The sequence below is a fragment of the Acinetobacter sp. 251-1 genome (assembly GCF_030329305.1).
In the GTDB taxonomy this organism is placed as follows: Bacteria; Pseudomonadota; Gammaproteobacteria; order Pseudomonadales; family Moraxellaceae; genus Acinetobacter; species Acinetobacter piscicola_A.
The window spans coordinates 40,454-59,001 of the sequence record NZ_JACANS010000013.1 but is presented as its reverse complement, the minus strand read 5'-3'; the positions used below and the strand labels follow the sequence as shown (position 1 = coordinate 59,001).

The window sequence follows — 18,548 nt, the reverse complement described above, 5'->3', positions numbered from 1 at the left end:
ATTGAGATAATACAATCATTTCTCCTGATTGACTCGATGAGCAATGCATTGCTGTGAAGCACTTAAAAACCAGCGTATATATGGTCGTTATTGTAAAATAACCCAGGATCAAGCTCAAAACTAAACTCAAGGCACTGATCCATTCTGTGGGGAATCTCAGCCAATTTTTGAGCTGTTGAAGTAATCTGTAAAATGCCCATGATAGTCCAAGTAAACCCATCAGGGTCAAGGCATAAACTAAAAACACAACAGCATCATTCATAGGCAGTTTTCCAACTAAAATATTATCCATTTACATACATGCACACTTCATCATTAATTCAGATGAAAATATATGTCCAGCAGGTTTTACTGTAGACTCGAATGCAATCTATGCAATAATGCCTGATCTAAAATTTGTACCTAAAGTAAAATACTCATCAAGTACTTAAAAACAAATATCGCAATCACTTCATTCTTTAAATGCTGAGGCAGTGGCTTCTGCTGCTTTTTGATACCAATATTGCGCCTTAACGCTTTGTTGACTATCTTCTTTTTTATTTTCATATAATAAACCTAATCCCTTCATCGCTTCAATTGATCCTAAATCTGCGGCTTTTTCTAAAAGTGGAATGATTTCATTATTTTTTGAAGAAAAAACTTTAGGGTGAGCTTCATACAGACTGGCAAGATTGTACATCGCCTTAATATTATTCAGTTTTACTGCCTTTTTTAACCATTCTTCTGCCAAATATAGTCCCTTTGGCTGACGATCACTTTGTTCTTGTACAATCAGCGCAAATCCAACCATTCCTTCGCTCACATCCAATTCAGCAGCTTTTAAATAATAATACTGAGCTTGCTGGATATCCTGCTGTACCCCAAGCCCATAAAAATATGAACTCCCCAAACTAAAATAAGCTTCTGGCACATTTTTATTTGCTGCCAACTGCCAAAGCTCTATGGCGCGGTTCAAATCTACTTTTACACCTAACCCCTTGGCGTAAGCAGCTCCTAAGTTGAATTGGGCATAAGCATCTCCGAGCTGAGCATAATATTTTAACCACTCAATTGCTTTAGGATACTCATCCGATTGCTGCTGAGCCAAAATCAAACGGCTTGCTTCTTTCTGAGCAGTTGCATCACCCTGTACAGCAGCTTTTAAACACCAATACAATGCTAAATTTGGATTTTTTTCTACACCTTTGCCTTCATCATAAAGCATACATAAGTGGCTTTGCGCTAATGTTTCACCTAACTCCGCTGCTTTTTGAATATTCACAAAAGCTTTATGGATGTCTTTTATTTTAAACTCATCATTGTAATACAAAATACCTATACTCAAATAAGCACCTGCATCATTCTGATTTGCAGCTTTTGTATACCATTGCAATGCTTGATTTATGTCTTTATCGACTCTTATACCATTTTGATAAAACAAACCAAGATTATATTGAGCATCTTTATTGCCTGATTTTGCAGCCTGCATGATTTCAGTCACTTCTTCTGCTGTAACCGCCTGTAGCTCATTATTAACTATGGCAAATGTTGAAGTTGTACAAATCATAAGAATGAATGAAGCTAAGCACCTGTTTGAAATCATTTTAATCATTATATTTTAATCTAAGCGAATTTTAAGTTTATCGTTTGCACATGGAATTTTCCATATTTGTGCTCTAATACCATTCTATAAAAATAAAATAATATAAGTTCTAAATTTAGCACAGCCCCATTTATATTGAAAAATTTTGATTATTTTGCGTAGGCGATGCCTCACTTTTGAAGGATGAGGAATATATTCCGCAAGGTAACAAAAATCCTTTGTTAGGCAAAGGGGACTCCTGTCGCCTTTGCCCAACGGCGACATCCATGTCGCCACGCGATAGCACCATCGTTTTTAAAGCAAAAGCGACTAAAATATATTAAGTCAATTTAGCAGTTTGGTATAAATATAAAAAACCTAGCCGAAGCTAGGTTTTTTATGTACTGACACTGACATTTATTTCGCAGGTTTAAAACTATCTTTTAAATCTAAAATACGGTTAAACACAGGTTTTTCAACAGTATGATCATATTGATCTGCAACAAAATAACCTTCACGTTCAAACTGGAAACGGTCTTCAGGATTTGCCAAAGCCAAAGCTGGTTCTACCACAGCCTGAACGATTTTTAATGACTCAGGATTTAAATGTTTTAAGAAATCATCATCCGCATCTGGTGCTGCTTCGTTAAATAAACGGTCATAGACACGTACTTCCGCAGGAATACCTTTGCTCGCTGAAACCCAATGCACCACACCTTTCACCTTACGCCCTTCAGGGTTCTTACCTAAAGTTTCAGGGTCAATTGAACATTTCAACTCAATCACTTCACCATTGGCATCTTTAATGACTTCATCACACTTGATCACATAAGCATGACGTAGACGTACTTCACCTTCAGGAATTAAACGCTTGAAGCCTTTCGGTGGTACTTCCTCAAAATCTTTACGATCAATATAGATTTCTTGCGTCAATGGAATAATACGCTCACCCATATCCACATTTGGATGACGTGCGTGTGTTAAATCCATATCTTCAGGTAAATTGGTCAAGGTCACTTTTAATGGATTCAATACTGCCATACCACGCGATGCAGTATTTTCAAGTGATTGACGAATACAGAATTCAAGCATTGCAACATCAACAATACTACCGTCAACTTTCGTTACGCCTACACGCTTACAAAAATCACGTAAACCTTCAGGAGTAAAGCCACGACGACGCATCCCTACAACGGTTGGCATACGTGGGTCATCCCAACCATTGACATAATTGCCTTCAACCAATTTACGCAACTTACGTTTAGAGGTAATGGTGTAATCCACATTTAAACGACTTGATTCATATTGGTGTGGAACAGCCGGTGATTTCACCTTTTCTACCACCCAGTCGTAAAATGGACGATGATCAACAAATTCAAGTGTACAAAGTGAATGTGTTACACCTTCAATGGCATCTGATAAAGGATGTGCATAGTCATACATTGGATAGATTTTCCAAGTATTCCCAGTTTGATGATGCTCTGAATGCAAAATACGATACATAATTGGATCACGCATATGTACGTTTGGTGAAGTCATATCAATTTTTGCACGAAGAACCGCTTGCCCTTCACCCAATTCACCATTACGCATTTGTTCAAAACGCGCTAAGTTTTCTTCTACCGTTGCCTCTCGTTGTGGCGAATTTTTACCTGGCTCAATAAAATTACCACGATTTAAACGGATTTCTTCAGGAGATTGTAAATCAACATAAGCATCCCCTTGTTTAATCAATTGAATCGCCCATGTATAGAGTTGATCAAAATAGCTTGATGCATAACGCGGCTCGCCATTCCATTCAAAACCGAGCCATTTCACATCATTGGCAATCCCATCGACATATTCTTGTTCTTCAGCATCGGGGTTGGTATCGTCAAAACGTAGATTACATACACCATTGAACTCCTCTGCAATGCCAAAGTTTAAGCAAATTGCTTTCACATGACCAATATGTAAATAACCATTTGGCTCAGGTGGAAAACGTGTTACAACAGTTTTTGTGCGTCCTGCTTCTAAATCGTCAGTAATCACTTGACGCACAAAATCCAAACCTGCCTGTTGTTCTTGCTGCGCAGCATCGACAGGTGCAGTATTGGTTGTCGGGTTCTTTGGCAGTTCTGAAACAACATCATTTGGCTTCATAGTTGATAAATCACTTCTATAAGTTAAAATAGGATAATAAAAATGCATTTCTGCGAATTGATACAAAAGAAATTCGCATTTTTGCTTGCCTTGTAGTTTACAGTTTGCTTATGCTTCTCTCAACCAAAAACCCATGGCTTTTTAGCCATGATTAGGAGATTATAGAATGAGTTTTCCTCAAGTCGAATTAAACACCAATAAAGGACGCATTGTTCTTGAACTAAATTCTGAAAAAGCGCCAAAAACTGTAGCTAACTTTTTGGAATATGTTCGTGATGGTTTCTATGACGGCGTCATTTTCCACCGTGTGATTGATGGTTTCATGGTTCAAGGTGGTGGCATGGATGAAAACTTCAAAGAAAAAGCGACACGCGATTCTATTGAAAACGAAGCGGATAACGGTCTAAGCAATGACATCGGTACGGTTGCAATGGCACGTACTCAAGCACCTCACTCTGCTTCTGCACAATTCTTCATTAACGTTGCAAATAACTCATTCCTTAACCATTCAGGTAAAACTGCGCAAGGTTGGGGTTATGCTGTATTTGGTAAAGTGACTGAAGGTTTAGACGTTGTGAATGCAATTAAAGGCGTGCGCACAGGTAATCGTGGTTATCACGCTGATGTTCCTTTAGAAAATGTTGTAATTGAATCTGCAAAAATCATTGCTGAATAAGAATCCCTCTCCTAACCTCCTTTTAAAAAGGGAGGAATTTCCTTTAATTAAATATATAAAGGAAGAAAAGTCCTTCTTTATTAAAGATGGGTGAGGAACATTGCTCCGTAAGAGAGATTCAAAAAATAGGAAAAAAAGTGACCCATCTGTTTATCGCCGATTTACATTTATCACCTGAACACCCTCGACTCGTTCGGGGGTTTTTAGATTTACTTGAACAATATCAAGATAAAAACACACAATTATATATCCTTGGTGATTGGTTTAATGCATGGATTGGAGATGATTACACTGCGCCATGGTTAGATGAAATTGTTGAACATTTAAAACAATTTACTCAAGTTGGAAATAAAATCTATTTTCAAGTGGGTAATCGTGACTTTGCTTTAGGTCAAAAATTCTTAGATCAATTTAATGGGCAATTTTTGCCTGATCAATTTATTCTCAACATTGCCAATAAAAAATTTAGACTAGAACACGGCGATGCACTGTGTACCGATGATGTGTCTTATCAACGATTTAAGAAAATCATCCGAAATCCAATTATTCTTGGAATTTTAAAAAGTACCCCACTCTCTTTTCGTCAAAAACTCGCCAATGGTTTTCGTAAAAAAAGTCGTGAATCTCAACAGCATAAAACTTATGAAATTATGGATGTGAATCAGCAAGCGGTAGAAAAAGCCCTTTCTGATGTAGATATTTTGATTCATGGACATACCCATCGTCCTGCGATTCATAACGAATTTGACAAACAACGGATTGTTTTGGGTGATTGGCGTGAAAAAACGTCTGAAGCGATGATTTTAGAGGTAGATGAAAATGGGGCACTAAGTTTTATAAAATGGGATATCCGTAATTAAATGATATTTTTATTGCGCGAGGATATTCAAATATAAAATCCTTACAGTTGAATATTCAAAATTTCCAAATCCCTCATAAATTCATCTGCTTCATTTTCGGGTAGTAGGTGAATTAAACTTTTAACGTCATTCATTTTTATTAGGTTATCTATTTGACTTTTTAAATTTTTCTTTATTTCATATTCCCATGATCCTGTCAAAGTCAGCTGTATAATCAAAAGCATAAAATTTTCCAGCAATGAGTCAAATGAGTTTTCAAATTGGTGAAATGTATAAGCCAATATTTCTAAATGATTCCAACCTTTAGAAAATGCTAAGTCTCTACAACCATCGTAATATGTCTCTAAAACCCAAGATTTTATTGCAAAATAATTTTCTCTATCTTCATTTAACATTATTAAACTCCTTTCAACTATTTAATATTAAATAATTTATTAAAAAATAGTGATACATTGTTTAAATAATATAGTCATAAATTTATAACAGTATTGCTGTTAATTTATCTCAGATATAACGCCTCATAAGTTAATTTTTAAACTATAAGCATAAAAAACTAATAATTGCTCAACAATTCCGCACTACATTCAAAAACTCAGCCAAGACTTTGATATGATTGACCCAACCATTTTGTCTTGAGTTTCATATGTCTAATTTTAGCAATATCACTGTCAATCATCATGAAAATGACAAAGTATCTTTACTCATTGACGGACAGCCAATTTCTGAACGCTATGATATTCATCATGAAAAAAGTGTGATTGATGAGTTAAAAGCGTTAGACGATGGTCAAGCACTGAAACTATTTGAACAATTTATTTTTTCACATCAAGATTTAAACTTAGAACATGCTTATTTATATAGCACCTGCATCGTGAAAAAAAATGATGCTTATGAAATTGCTCGTAATTTTGTTTACCGTCTCACGGTTTCAGGTCAAGCACCTTCTGAGCATGTCATTACCAACCAAGGTAAAGCAATGTCACCTGAGGATATTAAGAAATTTATCGAAAACCATGTCGAAATGTCATTAACTAAATATACAGATCTTAAGTACGCATATTAATCTATAGATGAATCAAAAAGCCTTAACACATAGAGTTAGGGCTTTTTCAAAACCAGCAAAGCTACTTAAAACTTAATTTTATCATCACCAAGTTTCGCAAACTGGGCTTCCATGTCATTTAATGCGTCCGTAAAACCAATCAGTGAGATTTTATGTTCTATCGGTTTGTTTTTAACCTGATAAAAACGTGTAAAAGCAAAATTACCACGCTTCATTTGTCCAACTAAACTACTGGCATTACGAAATAAACCTTCACGCTCTTGCGAAGTATCACTTTGGTCTACACGAATATAAGCTTCACTATTTTTTTGATGTTTTTCACCGATATTAATAATATATTGATTATTCAAACGCAAAATCGAAATGGGCCCTTTACTCATCACGCAGGCTTTCATGTCATCAAAAGCTTTATATTGACATTTAATTTTCCAACTTGCCCGTCCCAATAATCTATTTTCCATTACAGAAATCGTATCAATTTTCGATTGATTACTCACCTTAGTAATCAGTGAAGATAATTGATCATCTGCTTGTACTGAACTCATCGCAGATATAGAGAGAACCAACAACCCCAATTGTAAAGTTTTTTTAAACATAAACTTTCTCTGTTAAAATATTGCTGAAATATGTGATAAAACAGCAATTTATAATACTAAATAATTTCGGTTGCACTATACCCGAAAATAAAATTTTTTCACACTTTTATAATAAATAAACTTAAATAACAAACAATTAATCTAAATCATGATTAATCATATAATGTCTCTATCTTACACTTGAATTTAATCTATAAAATGTAATTTTATTAGCTATTAACATAAATTCCCTTACAATAGATCTCTTGCGTTAGTCAAAATTTAAACAGGCGAAAGCTATATTTTATAAGGTTGTAACTGATTAAAAAATTAGCTAAAAGCATATTTTCGCAAGAGGTCTAATATATCTTCAAAATATAATTTTTGTTGCTCTACATACATTTTATGAAAAAATGTAAAATGTATGTAAAACTTGCTTTATGATTTTCTATCTAATAACCATTTGACTTAGGCTTTATTTGATAATCTTTTTTATATTTACTGAGTAATTCACCTAAAGCATTCATCAATACACTCGTATCAACTCCAACAGCAACGAATTCTGTGCCCAAATGTAAATATTTTTGCGTTACTTCAGATTGCGTTGACAAAATGCCCGCTGCCTTACCTGCGGCGCGAATACGTTGAATTGCGTCAATCACTGCTTTTTGCACTTCTGGATGATTCGGATCGCCTTGATAACCCATGGTGGCAGATAAATCCACCGCACCAATAAATACCCCATCAATCCCGTCTACTTTTAGAATGTCATCTAAATGTGTTAAACCCTCTACTGATTCAATTTGAATCAATAAACAAATATTTTCATGTGCCGTCGCATAATAATCAGGAATTGTATTCCAACGTGTAGCACGTGCCAAAGCAGCTCCCACCCCGCGAATCCCTTCTGGTGGGTAACGCACTGCTTTAACCATCAGTTCGGCTTGTTCAACACTTTCAACCATCGGAATTAACAGTGTCTGTGCACCAATATCTAATAACTGCTTAATGAGCTGTACACTGCCGACCGGAGGGCGAACCACGGCTTGAGAAGGATAGGCAGCTATACTTTGTAATTGGGATAACGTAGTTCTAAGATCACTCGGTGCATGTTCTCCATCAATCAATAACCAATCGTAACCTACATTTGCAGCAATTTCAGTACCATAAGCATCAGCCAAACCCACCCACAAACCAATTTGCTGTTGGGTTTTTAATCTTTTTTTGAAATGATTAGTATAATCAATCATATACTTCACTCTTTAGCACGATATATCTATTTTGAGTATTAAACGCCGATTTAATAAAAGTACCAATATCGATTTCATATCGCATCATTTATTAAATGTCTTAATCTAAAATATCGTATGCACTCTGCTTTTCTTGAAACATAAAAGGTATAAATGATTGCGAAATTATTCCTCCATTTGCATGAAGTTTAAAGTAAAATCGATCATTATCGATTTACGGAATTGTATGTATGGATTTGCTCAGTATTTCTAAAAACCGTTATACCACCAAAGCTTATGATTCGAGTAAGAAAATTCCTCAGGAAAAATTTACACGTTTATTAGAAATTTTACGTTTGACACCATCTTCAATTAATATTCAACCTTGGCACTTTTTTATTGCAGATCATCAAGCAGCAAAAGAACGCATTGCAAAAGCATTGGTGGGTAAATATGCCTACAATGCGCCCAAAGTTTTAGACTCATCGCATACGATCTTGTTTTGTACCCAAGCAGATATTTCTGAACAGCATCTTGAAAATCTACTCAATCAAGATGACCGTAGTGGTCGTTTTAAAGATGCACAAGCCAAACAAGGTCAAAAAGACAGCCGTACAGGTTATGTTGATTACTACCGTAATGAAAAAGGTGATATTCAACGTTGGGCTGAAAATCAAACCTTTATTGCATTGGGACAAACCTTACTTGCAGCAGGTATTGAAGGAATTGATGCCACACCAATTGGTGGTTTCGATGAAGACATTCTCAGTCAAGAATTAGCTTTGACCGAACAAGGCTTAATTCCTTCGGTTTTACTGACTTTAGGTTATCGTAGTGAACAAGATTTCAATGCAAAGTTGCCAAAATCACGTTTAAATAAAGAAGATATTTTTACTTTGTTATAATTTAAAAGGTCATCAGAGGAAGCTTCTCCTCTGATGACCTTGATACCTATTCCAATAACACTAGATCGGATGAGCACTTGCAATTTCTTGGCTAATCATCACGGCCGTTGCTGCTGATAGTGTCCAACCTAAGTGTCCATGTCCTGTATTATAAAAAACCCGTTCCCGCTTACCACGTCTGACTACAGGCATCATATTCGGCATCATGGGTCTTAAACCTGCCCAAGGCACACAATGCTCCGTTGATATTTCAAAATTTTTATTAACCCAATCTGTCAAGGGTTGAATACGATCTGAACGAATATCACGGTTATAGCCATTAAACTCCGCAGTTCCTGCAACTCTTAATCGATTATTTCCCAAACGAGAAGTCACAATTTTTGCACTTTCATCAAGCAAACTGACCCAAGGTGCACTTTTTTGACTGTTTTCATCTTCTAATTGCACTGTAATCGAATAACCTTTGACGGGATAAACATTGACTCGATCACCCAATTTTTGCGCCAATTGGTAACTCCCCACCCCTCCACAAACAACGATTGCATCTGCAAAAATTTGCTCTAAAGCCACATGTTCTTGCTGCATATTCTCTACACTTGGGTGATATTGAATGTATATGCCTTTTTCATTATGCTCAACATTGACAACTTCCATACCAAATAAATAATTCACACCATATTTTTCAGTTGCTTTTGCCAATCCCATCGTGAATTTGTGAATATCTCCCGTTGCATCATCAGGGCAATAAAAACCACCATAATAATGCCCTGTTAAACTTGGCTCTATTTGCTTAATTTCTTCAGGACTAATCGCATGACGTTTTAAACCGCCACTACAGAGTAAGTCATTGACAGATGTTGCTACTTTATAATCCGCCTCATTATAATAAAAATGTAAAATTCCTCGTTTTTCTAAATCAAACTGAATATTTTCTTGCTCAGCAATCGCAAATAAACGCTCTCTTGCCAATAAAGCAAGGCGTACAGTTTCTTTAGTATTTTCTTGATAATGTTTAATATTTCCTAAAAATTCCACCAACCACGCATATTTATGCAAATCAAAAGAAGGATTCAATAATAATGGTGCATTTTTCTTCGACATCCATTTAATCCCCTTTAGCACAGTCGCTTTTTGATTCCAAACTTCTGCATTACATGCCGATAGTTGTCCACCATTAGCAAAAGAGGTTTCCATGGCAGGAAATAAATGTTTATCAATGACTGTGACTGTATAGCCGAGTTGAGCTAACTCATAAGCAGTCGTTACACCTGTAATTCCAGAACCAATCACAACAATACGACACATATACACACTCCTTTGAAATATACCATTTCAAGTATGCCTCATCTGTCATTTTTACCTGAGAGCTTCGAAAATTACATAAGATATTTATGCAACGTCCTTCCCCTTCGGTGAGTCATGGTATCTGACTACTCTCCAGATTTTGTATTATTACAGTCCTTTTGCCTGAGAGATTCCGAGGTCGTTGCTCCTTCGGCGAGTCTACAGAAGACTTCTCTCCTGCAATAATATTTTATTGTTATACAGCAATTAATATGCCATTTTGCTCAAAAAACACAAGTACTAATCAACTTCTAAATGAATAAATACGAACATTACAACATGCTCTACAATGCTGTAATGACAAAACGTTAAAACCGTTGAATGGTCCATTCGAGATAAAATAAGCTACGATTCAATACATAAAAGAACTCAAGAAAATGTTCCTTTTATTCTTTTCAATCCCACTTTAAAGCTGTCATGCCATCACTCAAACACTCAACAACACATCGTCCAATCACACAATTGCAAGCAACCTATATATCTCTAAACCAATTTTTCCAAGAACTACTATCCCGTATATGTAAAGGAACTGTAGGGATTAATTCTGTTTTTAAGATTTCAGTTTGTTTGACTGCTTTGGCTAATCGAGCTTTCACTGAATGGATACATTCACGATCACCAAACTCACAACGGTCTAACGTTGTCCCGCCACAGGGTCCATTTGCCAAACCTTTAGGGCAAGTTTCAGGACAAATATACAAGGTTTCACCCAAACGGCATTGCCCACAACTTTCACAGCCCACAATAGCATGCTTACTTACCCATTCAGTTTTTAACAAAGCATGAGCCATAGGTGTTTGATCCCAAAAATGGGATTTAAAAATAAAACGTCCAACACCTTTTGCCATCTTTGATTCAAAAAAAGCATCATGTATAAAGGACAAATGCTGATATTTTAAAATCTGTGCTGAGCTTATAGGGGATGAATAAGATCTCAACTCTGGGTGAAATTCTTTTCCTGTTTGCACCTGCCATAAATCATTCCAAAGTGACAAACACGCATCAAAATCAAGTGCACGGTAGGTCTCAATATAGCGCTGCAAACGCAGTTGTTCTTCTGCTTGGTGACAGGCTGACAAATGTACACCTGCAAAACCTAAATGTTGACATAGCAAAATTTGCAAAGCGCAGCGTTGGTATACAGGCTCAGTCAGCCCTAATGTCTTTTCTTCTTGTAATACGTTCAACATGTGCGGTGTAATCACGATGCCCGCAACTTGATGGTTCACCATAAAATGAGCACGAGCCAAAGTTAAAGGCATAACACATGCTAAAATTTTTTGAGCATCATGTTGTTCAATTAAAAAACTTTTTACCTGCTGTAAAGCTGCGATGTCATAGCCCAATTGCGTAATGATAAAATCTGCGCCAGCTGTTAATTTTTTACGTAATTTAAAATACTGTGCATCCTGTTCTGCTTCAGCATATTTAAAAGGATTAAATGCCACCCCAATAAGAAATCCACCTTGTTTTTTTGCGGCCATTACCGCATTCACTGACTCTAAATAACGCGTTCTCGGCTGTTGACCCTCCCCAAAATTATGGTGTTTTAATTTATCCCCTGTTAGTAATAATAAGTTGTGTTGTCCACTATTTTTCGCTGCTGTTAGAAAGTTTTCAAAATCGCTAATATCTCGCCCTTTTCCTGCAAAATGTAAAACTTTTTCAATGTCTTTTGCATATAAGTTCGCTGCATCTAAAGGGGATAAATCTGTATCAGAATGAACTCGATCTGCCAATGTCATACAAACAGGAAAACCTGCCAACTGCTGAGGAACAGGCAATATTTCTTGTGTAGACGTCAGATATTCAAGCAGTACACAAAATTGATTTTGTGCCAGATAGTAAGACAAACGGGACATAGGAGCAGAATCTAAAGGATAGAAGCAAAATATAAAAATCAATTATAACATGCATATAAAAAATTCATTCACAATAATAATGAGTATGAAAAGCTATTTTTCTAAAAAATAATGCAAGTTGTGATGTGTTCAACTCAACCACACTTGTTGCTTATTTCCACAAGTCAATCAGAAATCATTTTTGTGATTCAAGCCGAATTTGTTAAGATGAGCAACGTAATAAATCAGGCAGCTCTTACTATTCATCCGATCTATGATGAAGTAAAAATAGACGAAGGCAATGTCTCTGCCTGTATTTAAATTAACATATGATGTTTGAAATGGTTTAACAGCCACACTTGCATATTAAGCATATTTATTATTCAAATTTAAGGTTTTTAATAAACATGAATAGCGTAGAACTAACGGCTGACCTCTCTAGCTTCACCCCAATGATGCAGCAATATCTCACCGTTAAAAGACAACATCCTCATTCACTGATGTTCTATCGAATGGGAGATTTCTACGAACTATTTTTTGAAGATGCAAAAAAAGCCACTAAACTTCTTGGCATCACATTGACTCATCGTGGTAAAGCCAACGGTGAGCCCATTCCAATGGCAGGTGTACCCTACCATGCTGCCGAAGGCTATCTCGCACGTTTAGTCAAAAAAGGCGAAACGGTGGTGATCTGTGAACAAGTAGGTGAAGTGACAGGAAAAGGCCCTGTAGAACGTGCTGTCGTGCGCATTATCACGCCAGGTACACTCACGGATGATGCATTACTCACCGCACACCAAAGTTCAAATCTATTGGCACTATGTATTCAACATAACCAAATGGGGATTGCACTCTTAGATTTGAGTGCAGGTATTTTTAAGGTGCAACAACAAGAATATAAACCTGAAAATTTACCTTTAGAATTAGCACGTTTAATGCCAAGTGAAATTTTAATTGATGAAGACTTAGTCGACACGCATATTATCGAGTCAATCAAAAAACAGATTGATTGTCCAATCACCAAACGTCCAAATGTCGATTTTAATCTTAATAATGCACAAAAAACGTTATGTGACCAATTTGCTGTTTCGACCTTATCGGGCTTTGGGATTGATCATTTACCTTTAGCCAAAGCAGCAGCGGCATCACTTATTCACTATGCAAAAGAAACCCAGAAAACAGCTTTACCCCATATTCGTTCAATCAAACTTGAGCAAAGTAGTGATTTTATTGCACTTGACCCTGTAACACGACGTAATTTAGAAATTATTGAACCCCTATTTGAACATGGCACATCGCTATTTTCACTGATCAATGACACTGAAACGGCAATGGGGGGACGTTTACTCAGCCGTACGCTCATGCAACCGCTGCGTGATAGCGCAATTTTAGATGCACGTTTGGATGCGATTGAAATTTTGCTCAAAGGGTATCATGAGTCTCCGATCCGTTTGGTATTAAAAGACATTAGTGATATTGAACGTGTACTTAGCCGTGTTGCCTTGGGCAGCGCTCGCCCTCGTGATTTGGTGCAACTACGTCAGGCATGTGCGCAAATTCCATTGCTCAGACATGCATTACAACCCATTTTAACACAACAAAATACCAGTGTTTTACTGAGCGAACTGAATCAAGAACTCGGCGATTTTAATGGCTTACATGCTCGCTTGATGTCTGCCATTGTGGAAAATCCACCTGTTTTATTACGTGATGGGAATGTCATTGCCGAAGGTTTTGACAGCGAACTCGATGAACTGCGTAAAATTCGAGATCATGCAGGTCAATTCCTCATCGATTTAGAAACTCAAGAACGTGAAAATACAGGTATTCATACCCTAAAAATTGGCTATAACCGTGTCAGTGGTTATTACATAGAACTCTCTCGTGCCCAAGCAGATCAAGCGCCTGAACATTATATTCGCCGTCAAACCTTAAAAAATGCAGAGCGTTATATCACACCTGAACTCAAATCTTTTGAAGACAAAGTCTTATCAAGTGAGTCTCGTGCCCTAGCCCGTGAAAAAATGCTGTTTGAGATGCTCTTAGAAGAATTACGTGCAGATATTGGCAATTTACAAATGATGAGTAGTGCCATCGCACAGATTGATTTATTAACCAATTTTGCCCATCAAGCACGTTTAAACAATTGGAATCGCCCTGAATACTTACCTGAGGTCGGTGTCAATATCATTGCAGGACGTCATCCGGTGGTGGAATCTTTAAGTAAAACCCCATTTACGCCGAACGATACGATGCTTGATTTTAATCATCGCATGGCCATTATCACAGGTCCTAACATGGGTGGTAAATCTACCTTTATGCGTCAAACAGCTTTAATCAGTTTGCTTGCTTATTGTGGTAGCTTTGTTCCTGCAAAATCTGCACAGCTTGGACCGATTGATCGTATTTTTACCCGTATTGGTTCTGCCGATGATTTATCGACAGGTAAATCAACTTTCATGGTGGAAATGACCGAGACATCCCAAATTTTGCATCACGCCACCAATCAATCTTTAGTACTTATGGATGAAGTGGGTCGTGGTACGAGTACTTACGATGGTTTATCTTTGGCTTGGGCATGTGTGCTTGATTTGACCAAACGCATCAAATGTTTGTGCTTATTTGCTACGCATTATTTTGAGCTGACAGAACTCGCCAAAGAAAATGCGATTGACAATTATCATGTGACTGCCAAAGAACTTAATGGTAATTTGATTTTATTACATAAAGTACAAAAAGGTCCTGCGAGTCAAAGTCATGGTTTACAAGTTGCCAAACTGGCTGGTATTCCAGAAAGCGTGATTAAAGAAGCACAAAAACGCTTAAAAATTTTGGAAAAACAACAGCAGCAACAGATTAATCATACGGTGCAAAATGATTTATTTACTGAAATGGATAACACACCTGAAGTGATTGAAACTGTGGTAGAAATTGAAAAATCTTCACCTGCGTTAGATGCACTGTCAGTATTAGATGTGGATAATTTAACTCCACGTGAAGCATTGGCACAGTTATATCACCTCAAAGATTTATTAAAAAAAGACTAGATTTACATCTAAACTAACAGACCTATTCCTCATAGGTCTGTTATGTCACATTTAACTCACCTTCACTTCACTTTGCTGATACTGCTGTTTTAATACTCGTTTTAAAATCTTACCACTGGCATTTTTTGGTAAAGCTTCCGCAAAATGCACTACTTTTGGCATTTTATATGCAGATAAATGCTGTGAACAAAATTCCATAATCATTTTCTCATCCAAATGTTGATCAGGATGTAAAATGACAACCGCCGTAACAGCTTCAATCCAACGCGGATGTGGCGTGCCAAATACAGCGACTTCTTTCACAGCAGCCATACGGTAAATAATTTCTTCCACCTCACGTGTCGAAACATTTTCACCGCCTGATTTGACCATATCTTTAATACGATCTACCACAAAAAGATAACCGTGTTCATTCAAATAACCCAGATCGCCACTATGGAACCAACCATGCTGAAAACTTTCAGCATTCTTTTCATCATTTTGATCATAGCCTTGCGTTAAATGCACACTGCGATGCACAATTTCCCCAACTTCGCCTTGCGGCAAAATTTTACCATCTTCAGCCATAATTTGCGTTTCTACATTAAATGCAGGTTTGCCCACTGAGTTTGCATATTCAACATGATCTTCAGGGTGTAAAACGGTTGCTACAGGTGCCATTTCGGTTTGCCCATAAAATTGCCAAAAGCGAATATGGGGTAATTTTTGCAGTAATTCTTCAATCACCGCTTTAGGCATAGCCGATGCTCCATAATACGCTTTACTTAATGAACCTAATTCTTTTGGATTAAATTTTTTAGAGTTGAGTAAGGCAATCCAAGCTGTGGGCGGGCAAAATAATTTGCTAATTTTCTCTTTGGCGATGGTTTCTAATACCGCGTCTGGCTCAAAACGTCGAAAAATATAACTCGTTGCCCCTAAAATTAAATCAACATTTAAAAAAGCATCCAATTGTGCACAGTGATACATTGGAAAAGCATGAATTTCACGATCATTCGAACTCATCTGCCCTTCCACCATACAACTGGTATATTGTGCCATGAGCGCTTCACTATTTAACAACACTCCTTTTGGCAAAGATTCAGTGCCACTGGTATACATCATACGGATCGGCTCATGGGCATGCAGTTCCACCTCAGGCAATACAATCGCTGTAGGCTTTAACAATGTATGGAAATTTTGCCATTGTGCTGCAACTTTTACTTGATTGAGATCAAGCACGACTTGCTGCGGTAAGTTAAAATTAATGTTAAGCAAAGCTTGTTCCATCACCGCACATAAATCATCTTCGACCACCACCATTTTAGGTTGTGAGTGCTGCAATAAATAATTCACTTCTAAGGCATTTAGCATAAAATTAATTGGAACACTGATTACACCAAGTTGCGCTGTCGCATATAAAAGTGCTGGAAATTGCCAACAATTATGCGAGAGAATCATGAGCTTATCGCCTTTGCTTAAACCTTGCTGATGCAAATGCATCGCTATCTGCTCTACACGCTGATGAAACTCTTTAAAGCTTATCTGTTGCGTTTGATCAACAAGGGCTATTTTATCGCCAAAACGTTGTGCACTACGTCTTGGGATATCCGCAATATGCATACGGCGGGCGCGTTGAATGTCATTTTGAATCATGTTGCAAATCCTTTGCAGTTTTAAATTTTAATATGGCTGATTACAAAAACTTATACTTTTAACTAATTGAAAATATGAATTAACTCATGTCATTTTTTTGAACAAAAAGAAAACTTTTCTAAGCTTCTCACTAGAATTTAACATTGTTGTATTTTTAATCAAGATAATGATTGATGATTTTTAAATAAAAACTAACCTTTTGAGTTCATATTTTTTAAATTTAAATGTTTGAATAATCAATAAAATTTCAAATATTCACATTCAAAAGGTTTTATGGTTATTTTATTATTTAGGGATATAAGCACATGAGATTTCAACAAATGGCCAAGGATTATGCTGCTCATCTGGCAACCATGCATTATTCATTGTAAGTTGGCGTTTGTATTTTCCTGTTTGTGTTTCATTTAAATGATACATACGAATATTTAAGCCTTGTTCTTTAAACATTTGATGAGATTCTTGATCTGGCACTGCTTTGTATTTTTTTGCTAATGTTTCAATCAACTGAAGAGAATTTTGATTTGGAATATATAAACTAAACGTCATAAATTTATTATTTTTATCTATCTCGACCTTATTCACTGAATAATATTGAGTTTTAATGCCTAAAATCTGAATAGGCTGCTTCAGCACTGCATATTTTTCAGGGAAATCGAGTTTTTTTACTTCACGATCCGTCATTTCTTGTCTATGCTGATTTAAAGAGTTTAAAACATTTGCACTATCTTTTTCATTTGCTACACATGTAAAGCTATCAGTTATCATTTGCTGAGTACGTTCAAGCGCCTCAGCATGCGTTTGGCAAAAACTTAACAATGTAAGGATAAAAATATATTTTTTCATTTTAACAATATACCTTTTGGGATTTATTTATACTTAATCAAAATCTGAATATATACGATATCCAAGCCTAAAAAAATGTGATCACATTCTTACTTTAATTTTTTATTTTTAAAACTGATTGCTCAATTTACCCTAATCCACTTTTGTTACAACAATATATGGGGACATAAAGCTTCTCACTCACTTCCAACAAATTCAGCTAAACTATTCTGAATAATTGCTATTCAAATCATTTTAGGTACAAACTTCATGTTTTTGGTTAAAAAAAGCACAGCTTATTGGTTTGATAGTAAATTCAGCAGCCATTTATATAACAAATATCAATAAAAGCAATTGTTACTTACCCGCTTTTTTGCCTAAAATACACCATTATTAATTAGAACCATATTTTTAGGTAGCTGACGCCATGACCTTTGTTGTCACTGAAAATTGTATTAAGTGTAAATATCAAGACTGCGTAGAAGTATGCCCTGTAGACTGCTTCTATGAAGGTCCAAACTTCCTCGTGATTAACCCCGATGAATGTATTGACTGTGCATTATGTGAACCAGAATGCCCTGCAAATGCAATCTTCTCGGAAGATGAATTACCAGAAGGTCAAGAAGTGTTTATTGAACTCAATGCAGACCTCTCACAAAAATGGCCGAACATCACACAAATTGGTGATCAGCCTGAAGACCGTGAAGACTGGAACGGTAAACCAGACAAATTGCAATATTTAGAAAAATAATGCATAAAAAGATCAGCTTAGCTGGTCTTTTTTTATACGCTCAACTTAAAACATACATTTGTTTGCAATTTATACAGATTCTCTCCTAAAAATTAGA

General features: G+C 36.4%; 15 protein-coding genes and 1 riboswitch. Of the genes, 6 read left to right on the top strand and 9 right to left on the bottom strand.

Annotated elements, in window-relative coordinates; genetic code table 11:
• Positions 1-451 precede the first annotated feature (451 nt).
• Positions 452-1,591: a tetratricopeptide repeat protein gene (locus HX129_RS12050; protein WP_286433228.1), complete on the bottom strand. Its 1,140-nt coding sequence runs from the start codon at positions 1,589-1,591 to the stop codon at positions 452-454.
• Between the two features lie 387 nt (positions 1,592-1,978).
• Complete coding sequence (locus HX129_RS12045; RefSeq protein ID WP_286436203.1) at positions 1,979-3,703, bottom strand: glutamine--tRNA ligase/YqeY domain fusion protein; 1,725 nt, start codon at positions 3,701-3,703, stop codon at positions 1,979-1,981.
• Between the two features lie 166 nt (positions 3,704-3,869).
• Between HX129_RS12045 and HX129_RS12040 the strand changes: the two genes are divergently transcribed.
• Together HX129_RS12040 and HX129_RS12035 are read left to right on the top strand one after the other, a co-directional pair.
• A complete protein-coding gene (locus HX129_RS12040) occupies positions 3,870-4,379 on the top strand; it encodes a peptidylprolyl isomerase (protein WP_130073766.1) in 510 nt (169 codons plus the stop codon).
• A gap of 137 nt (positions 4,380-4,516) precedes the next feature.
• Positions 4,517-5,239, top strand: a complete 723-nt coding sequence (locus tag HX129_RS12035) for a UDP-2,3-diacylglucosamine diphosphatase (RefSeq protein WP_286433230.1) — start codon at positions 4,517-4,519, stop codon at positions 5,237-5,239.
• A gap of 41 nt (positions 5,240-5,280) precedes the next feature.
• Here HX129_RS12035 and HX129_RS12030 read toward each other — a convergent pair whose 3' ends face one another.
• Positions 5,281-5,634 (bottom strand): hypothetical protein, encoded by a 354-nt coding sequence (locus tag HX129_RS12030; RefSeq protein WP_286433231.1) that lies wholly within the window; start codon positions 5,632-5,634, stop codon positions 5,281-5,283.
• A gap of 248 nt (positions 5,635-5,882) precedes the next feature.
• Here HX129_RS12030 and HX129_RS12025 point away from each other — a divergent pair, with 248 nt between their 5' ends.
• A complete protein-coding gene (locus HX129_RS12025) occupies positions 5,883-6,302 on the top strand; it encodes a hypothetical protein (protein WP_130073769.1) in 420 nt (139 codons plus the stop codon).
• Positions 6,303-6,367: 65 nt separating this feature from the next.
• Here HX129_RS12025 and HX129_RS12020 read toward each other — a convergent pair whose 3' ends face one another.
• The gene (locus HX129_RS12020) at positions 6,368-6,898 is read right to left on the bottom strand and encodes an invasion associated locus B family protein (protein WP_130073770.1); all 531 of its coding nucleotides are present in this window, start codon (positions 6,896-6,898) and stop codon (positions 6,368-6,370) included.
• A gap of 431 nt (positions 6,899-7,329) precedes the next feature.
• On the bottom strand, positions 7,330-8,127 hold the full coding sequence (gene hpaI, locus HX129_RS12015; RefSeq protein WP_286433232.1) for a 4-hydroxy-2-oxoheptanedioate aldolase: 798 nt from the start codon (positions 8,125-8,127) through the stop codon (positions 7,330-7,332).
• A gap of 230 nt (positions 8,128-8,357) precedes the next feature.
• Between hpaI and nfsB the strand changes: the two genes are divergently transcribed.
• Entirely contained in the window at positions 8,358-9,011 is a 654-nt protein-coding gene (gene nfsB, locus HX129_RS12010; protein ID WP_130073772.1) for an oxygen-insensitive NAD(P)H nitroreductase, read from the top strand.
• A 60-nt stretch (positions 9,012-9,071) separates the two neighbouring features.
• On the opposite strand, the gene HX129_RS12005 is transcribed toward nfsB, so the two are convergent.
• On the bottom strand, positions 9,072-10,316 hold the full coding sequence (locus tag HX129_RS12005; RefSeq protein ID WP_286433233.1) for a D-amino acid dehydrogenase: 1,245 nt from the start codon (positions 10,314-10,316) through the stop codon (positions 9,072-9,074).
• Positions 10,317-10,456: 140 nt separating this feature from the next.
• A riboswitch (glycine riboswitch) is annotated at positions 10,457-10,545 on the bottom strand.
• A 283-nt stretch (positions 10,546-10,828) separates the two neighbouring features.
• Positions 10,829-12,217 (bottom strand): methylenetetrahydrofolate reductase C-terminal domain-containing protein, encoded by a 1,389-nt coding sequence (locus tag HX129_RS12000; RefSeq protein ID WP_286433234.1) that lies wholly within the window; start codon positions 12,215-12,217, stop codon positions 10,829-10,831.
• A gap of 386 nt (positions 12,218-12,603) precedes the next feature.
• Here HX129_RS12000 and mutS point away from each other — a divergent pair, with 386 nt between their 5' ends.
• Entirely contained in the window at positions 12,604-15,243 is a 2,640-nt protein-coding gene (mutS, locus tag HX129_RS11995; RefSeq protein WP_286433235.1) for a DNA mismatch repair protein MutS, read from the top strand.
• A 51-nt stretch (positions 15,244-15,294) separates the two neighbouring features.
• Here mutS and HX129_RS11990 read toward each other — a convergent pair whose 3' ends face one another.
• Together HX129_RS11990 and HX129_RS11985 are read right to left on the bottom strand one after the other, a co-directional pair.
• Positions 15,295-16,878: a fatty acyl-CoA synthetase gene (locus HX129_RS11990; RefSeq protein ID WP_130073776.1), complete on the bottom strand. Its 1,584-nt coding sequence runs from the start codon at positions 16,876-16,878 to the stop codon at positions 15,295-15,297.
• Between the two features lie 285 nt (positions 16,879-17,163).
• Complete coding sequence (locus tag HX129_RS11985; protein ID WP_286433236.1) at positions 17,164-17,721, bottom strand: hypothetical protein; 558 nt, start codon at positions 17,719-17,721, stop codon at positions 17,164-17,166.
• Between the two features lie 406 nt (positions 17,722-18,127).
• Between HX129_RS11985 and fdxA the strand changes: the two genes are divergently transcribed.
• Positions 18,128-18,451 (top strand): ferredoxin FdxA, encoded by a 324-nt coding sequence (fdxA, locus tag HX129_RS11980; RefSeq protein WP_130073778.1) that lies wholly within the window; start codon positions 18,128-18,130, stop codon positions 18,449-18,451.
• The last annotated feature ends 97 nt before the right edge of the window (positions 18,452-18,548 follow it).

Bases quoted from the DNA above. Each gene is read 5' to 3' on its own strand.
- HX129_RS11990 (WP_130073776.1), bottom strand. From the start codon at position 16,878: ATGATTCAAAATGACATTCAACGCGCCCGCCGTATGCATATTGCGGAT.
- mutS (WP_286433235.1), top strand. From the start codon at position 12,604: ATGAATAGCGTAGAACTAACGGCTGACCTCTCTAGCTTCACCCCAATG.
- hpaI (WP_286433232.1), bottom strand. From the start codon at position 8,127: ATGATTGATTATACTAATCATTTCAAAAAAAGATTAAAAACCCAACAG.
- fdxA (WP_130073778.1), top strand. From the start codon at position 18,128: ATGACCTTTGTTGTCACTGAAAATTGTATTAAGTGTAAATATCAAGAC.
- HX129_RS12030 (WP_286433231.1), bottom strand. From the start codon at position 5,634: ATGTTAAATGAAGATAGAGAAAATTATTTTGCAATAAAATCTTGGGTT.
- HX129_RS12025 (WP_130073769.1), top strand. From the start codon at position 5,883: ATGTCTAATTTTAGCAATATCACTGTCAATCATCATGAAAATGACAAA.
- HX129_RS12020 (WP_130073770.1), bottom strand. From the start codon at position 6,898: ATGTTTAAAAAAACTTTACAATTGGGGTTGTTGGTTCTCTCTATATCT.
- HX129_RS11985 (WP_286433236.1), bottom strand. From the start codon at position 17,721: ATGAAAAAATATATTTTTATCCTTACATTGTTAAGTTTTTGCCAAACG.
- HX129_RS12045 (WP_286436203.1), bottom strand. From the start codon at position 3,703: ATGAAGCCAAATGATGTTGTTTCAGAACTGCCAAAGAACCCGACAACC.
- HX129_RS12040 (WP_130073766.1), top strand. From the start codon at position 3,870: ATGAGTTTTCCTCAAGTCGAATTAAACACCAATAAAGGACGCATTGTT.
- HX129_RS12050 (WP_286433228.1), bottom strand. From the start codon at position 1,591: ATGATTAAAATGATTTCAAACAGGTGCTTAGCTTCATTCATTCTTATG.
- HX129_RS12000 (WP_286433234.1), bottom strand. From the start codon at position 12,217: ATGTCCCGTTTGTCTTACTATCTGGCACAAAATCAATTTTGTGTACTG.
- HX129_RS12005 (WP_286433233.1), bottom strand. From the start codon at position 10,316: ATGTGTCGTATTGTTGTGATTGGTTCTGGAATTACAGGTGTAACGACT.
- nfsB (WP_130073772.1), top strand. From the start codon at position 8,358: ATGGATTTGCTCAGTATTTCTAAAAACCGTTATACCACCAAAGCTTAT.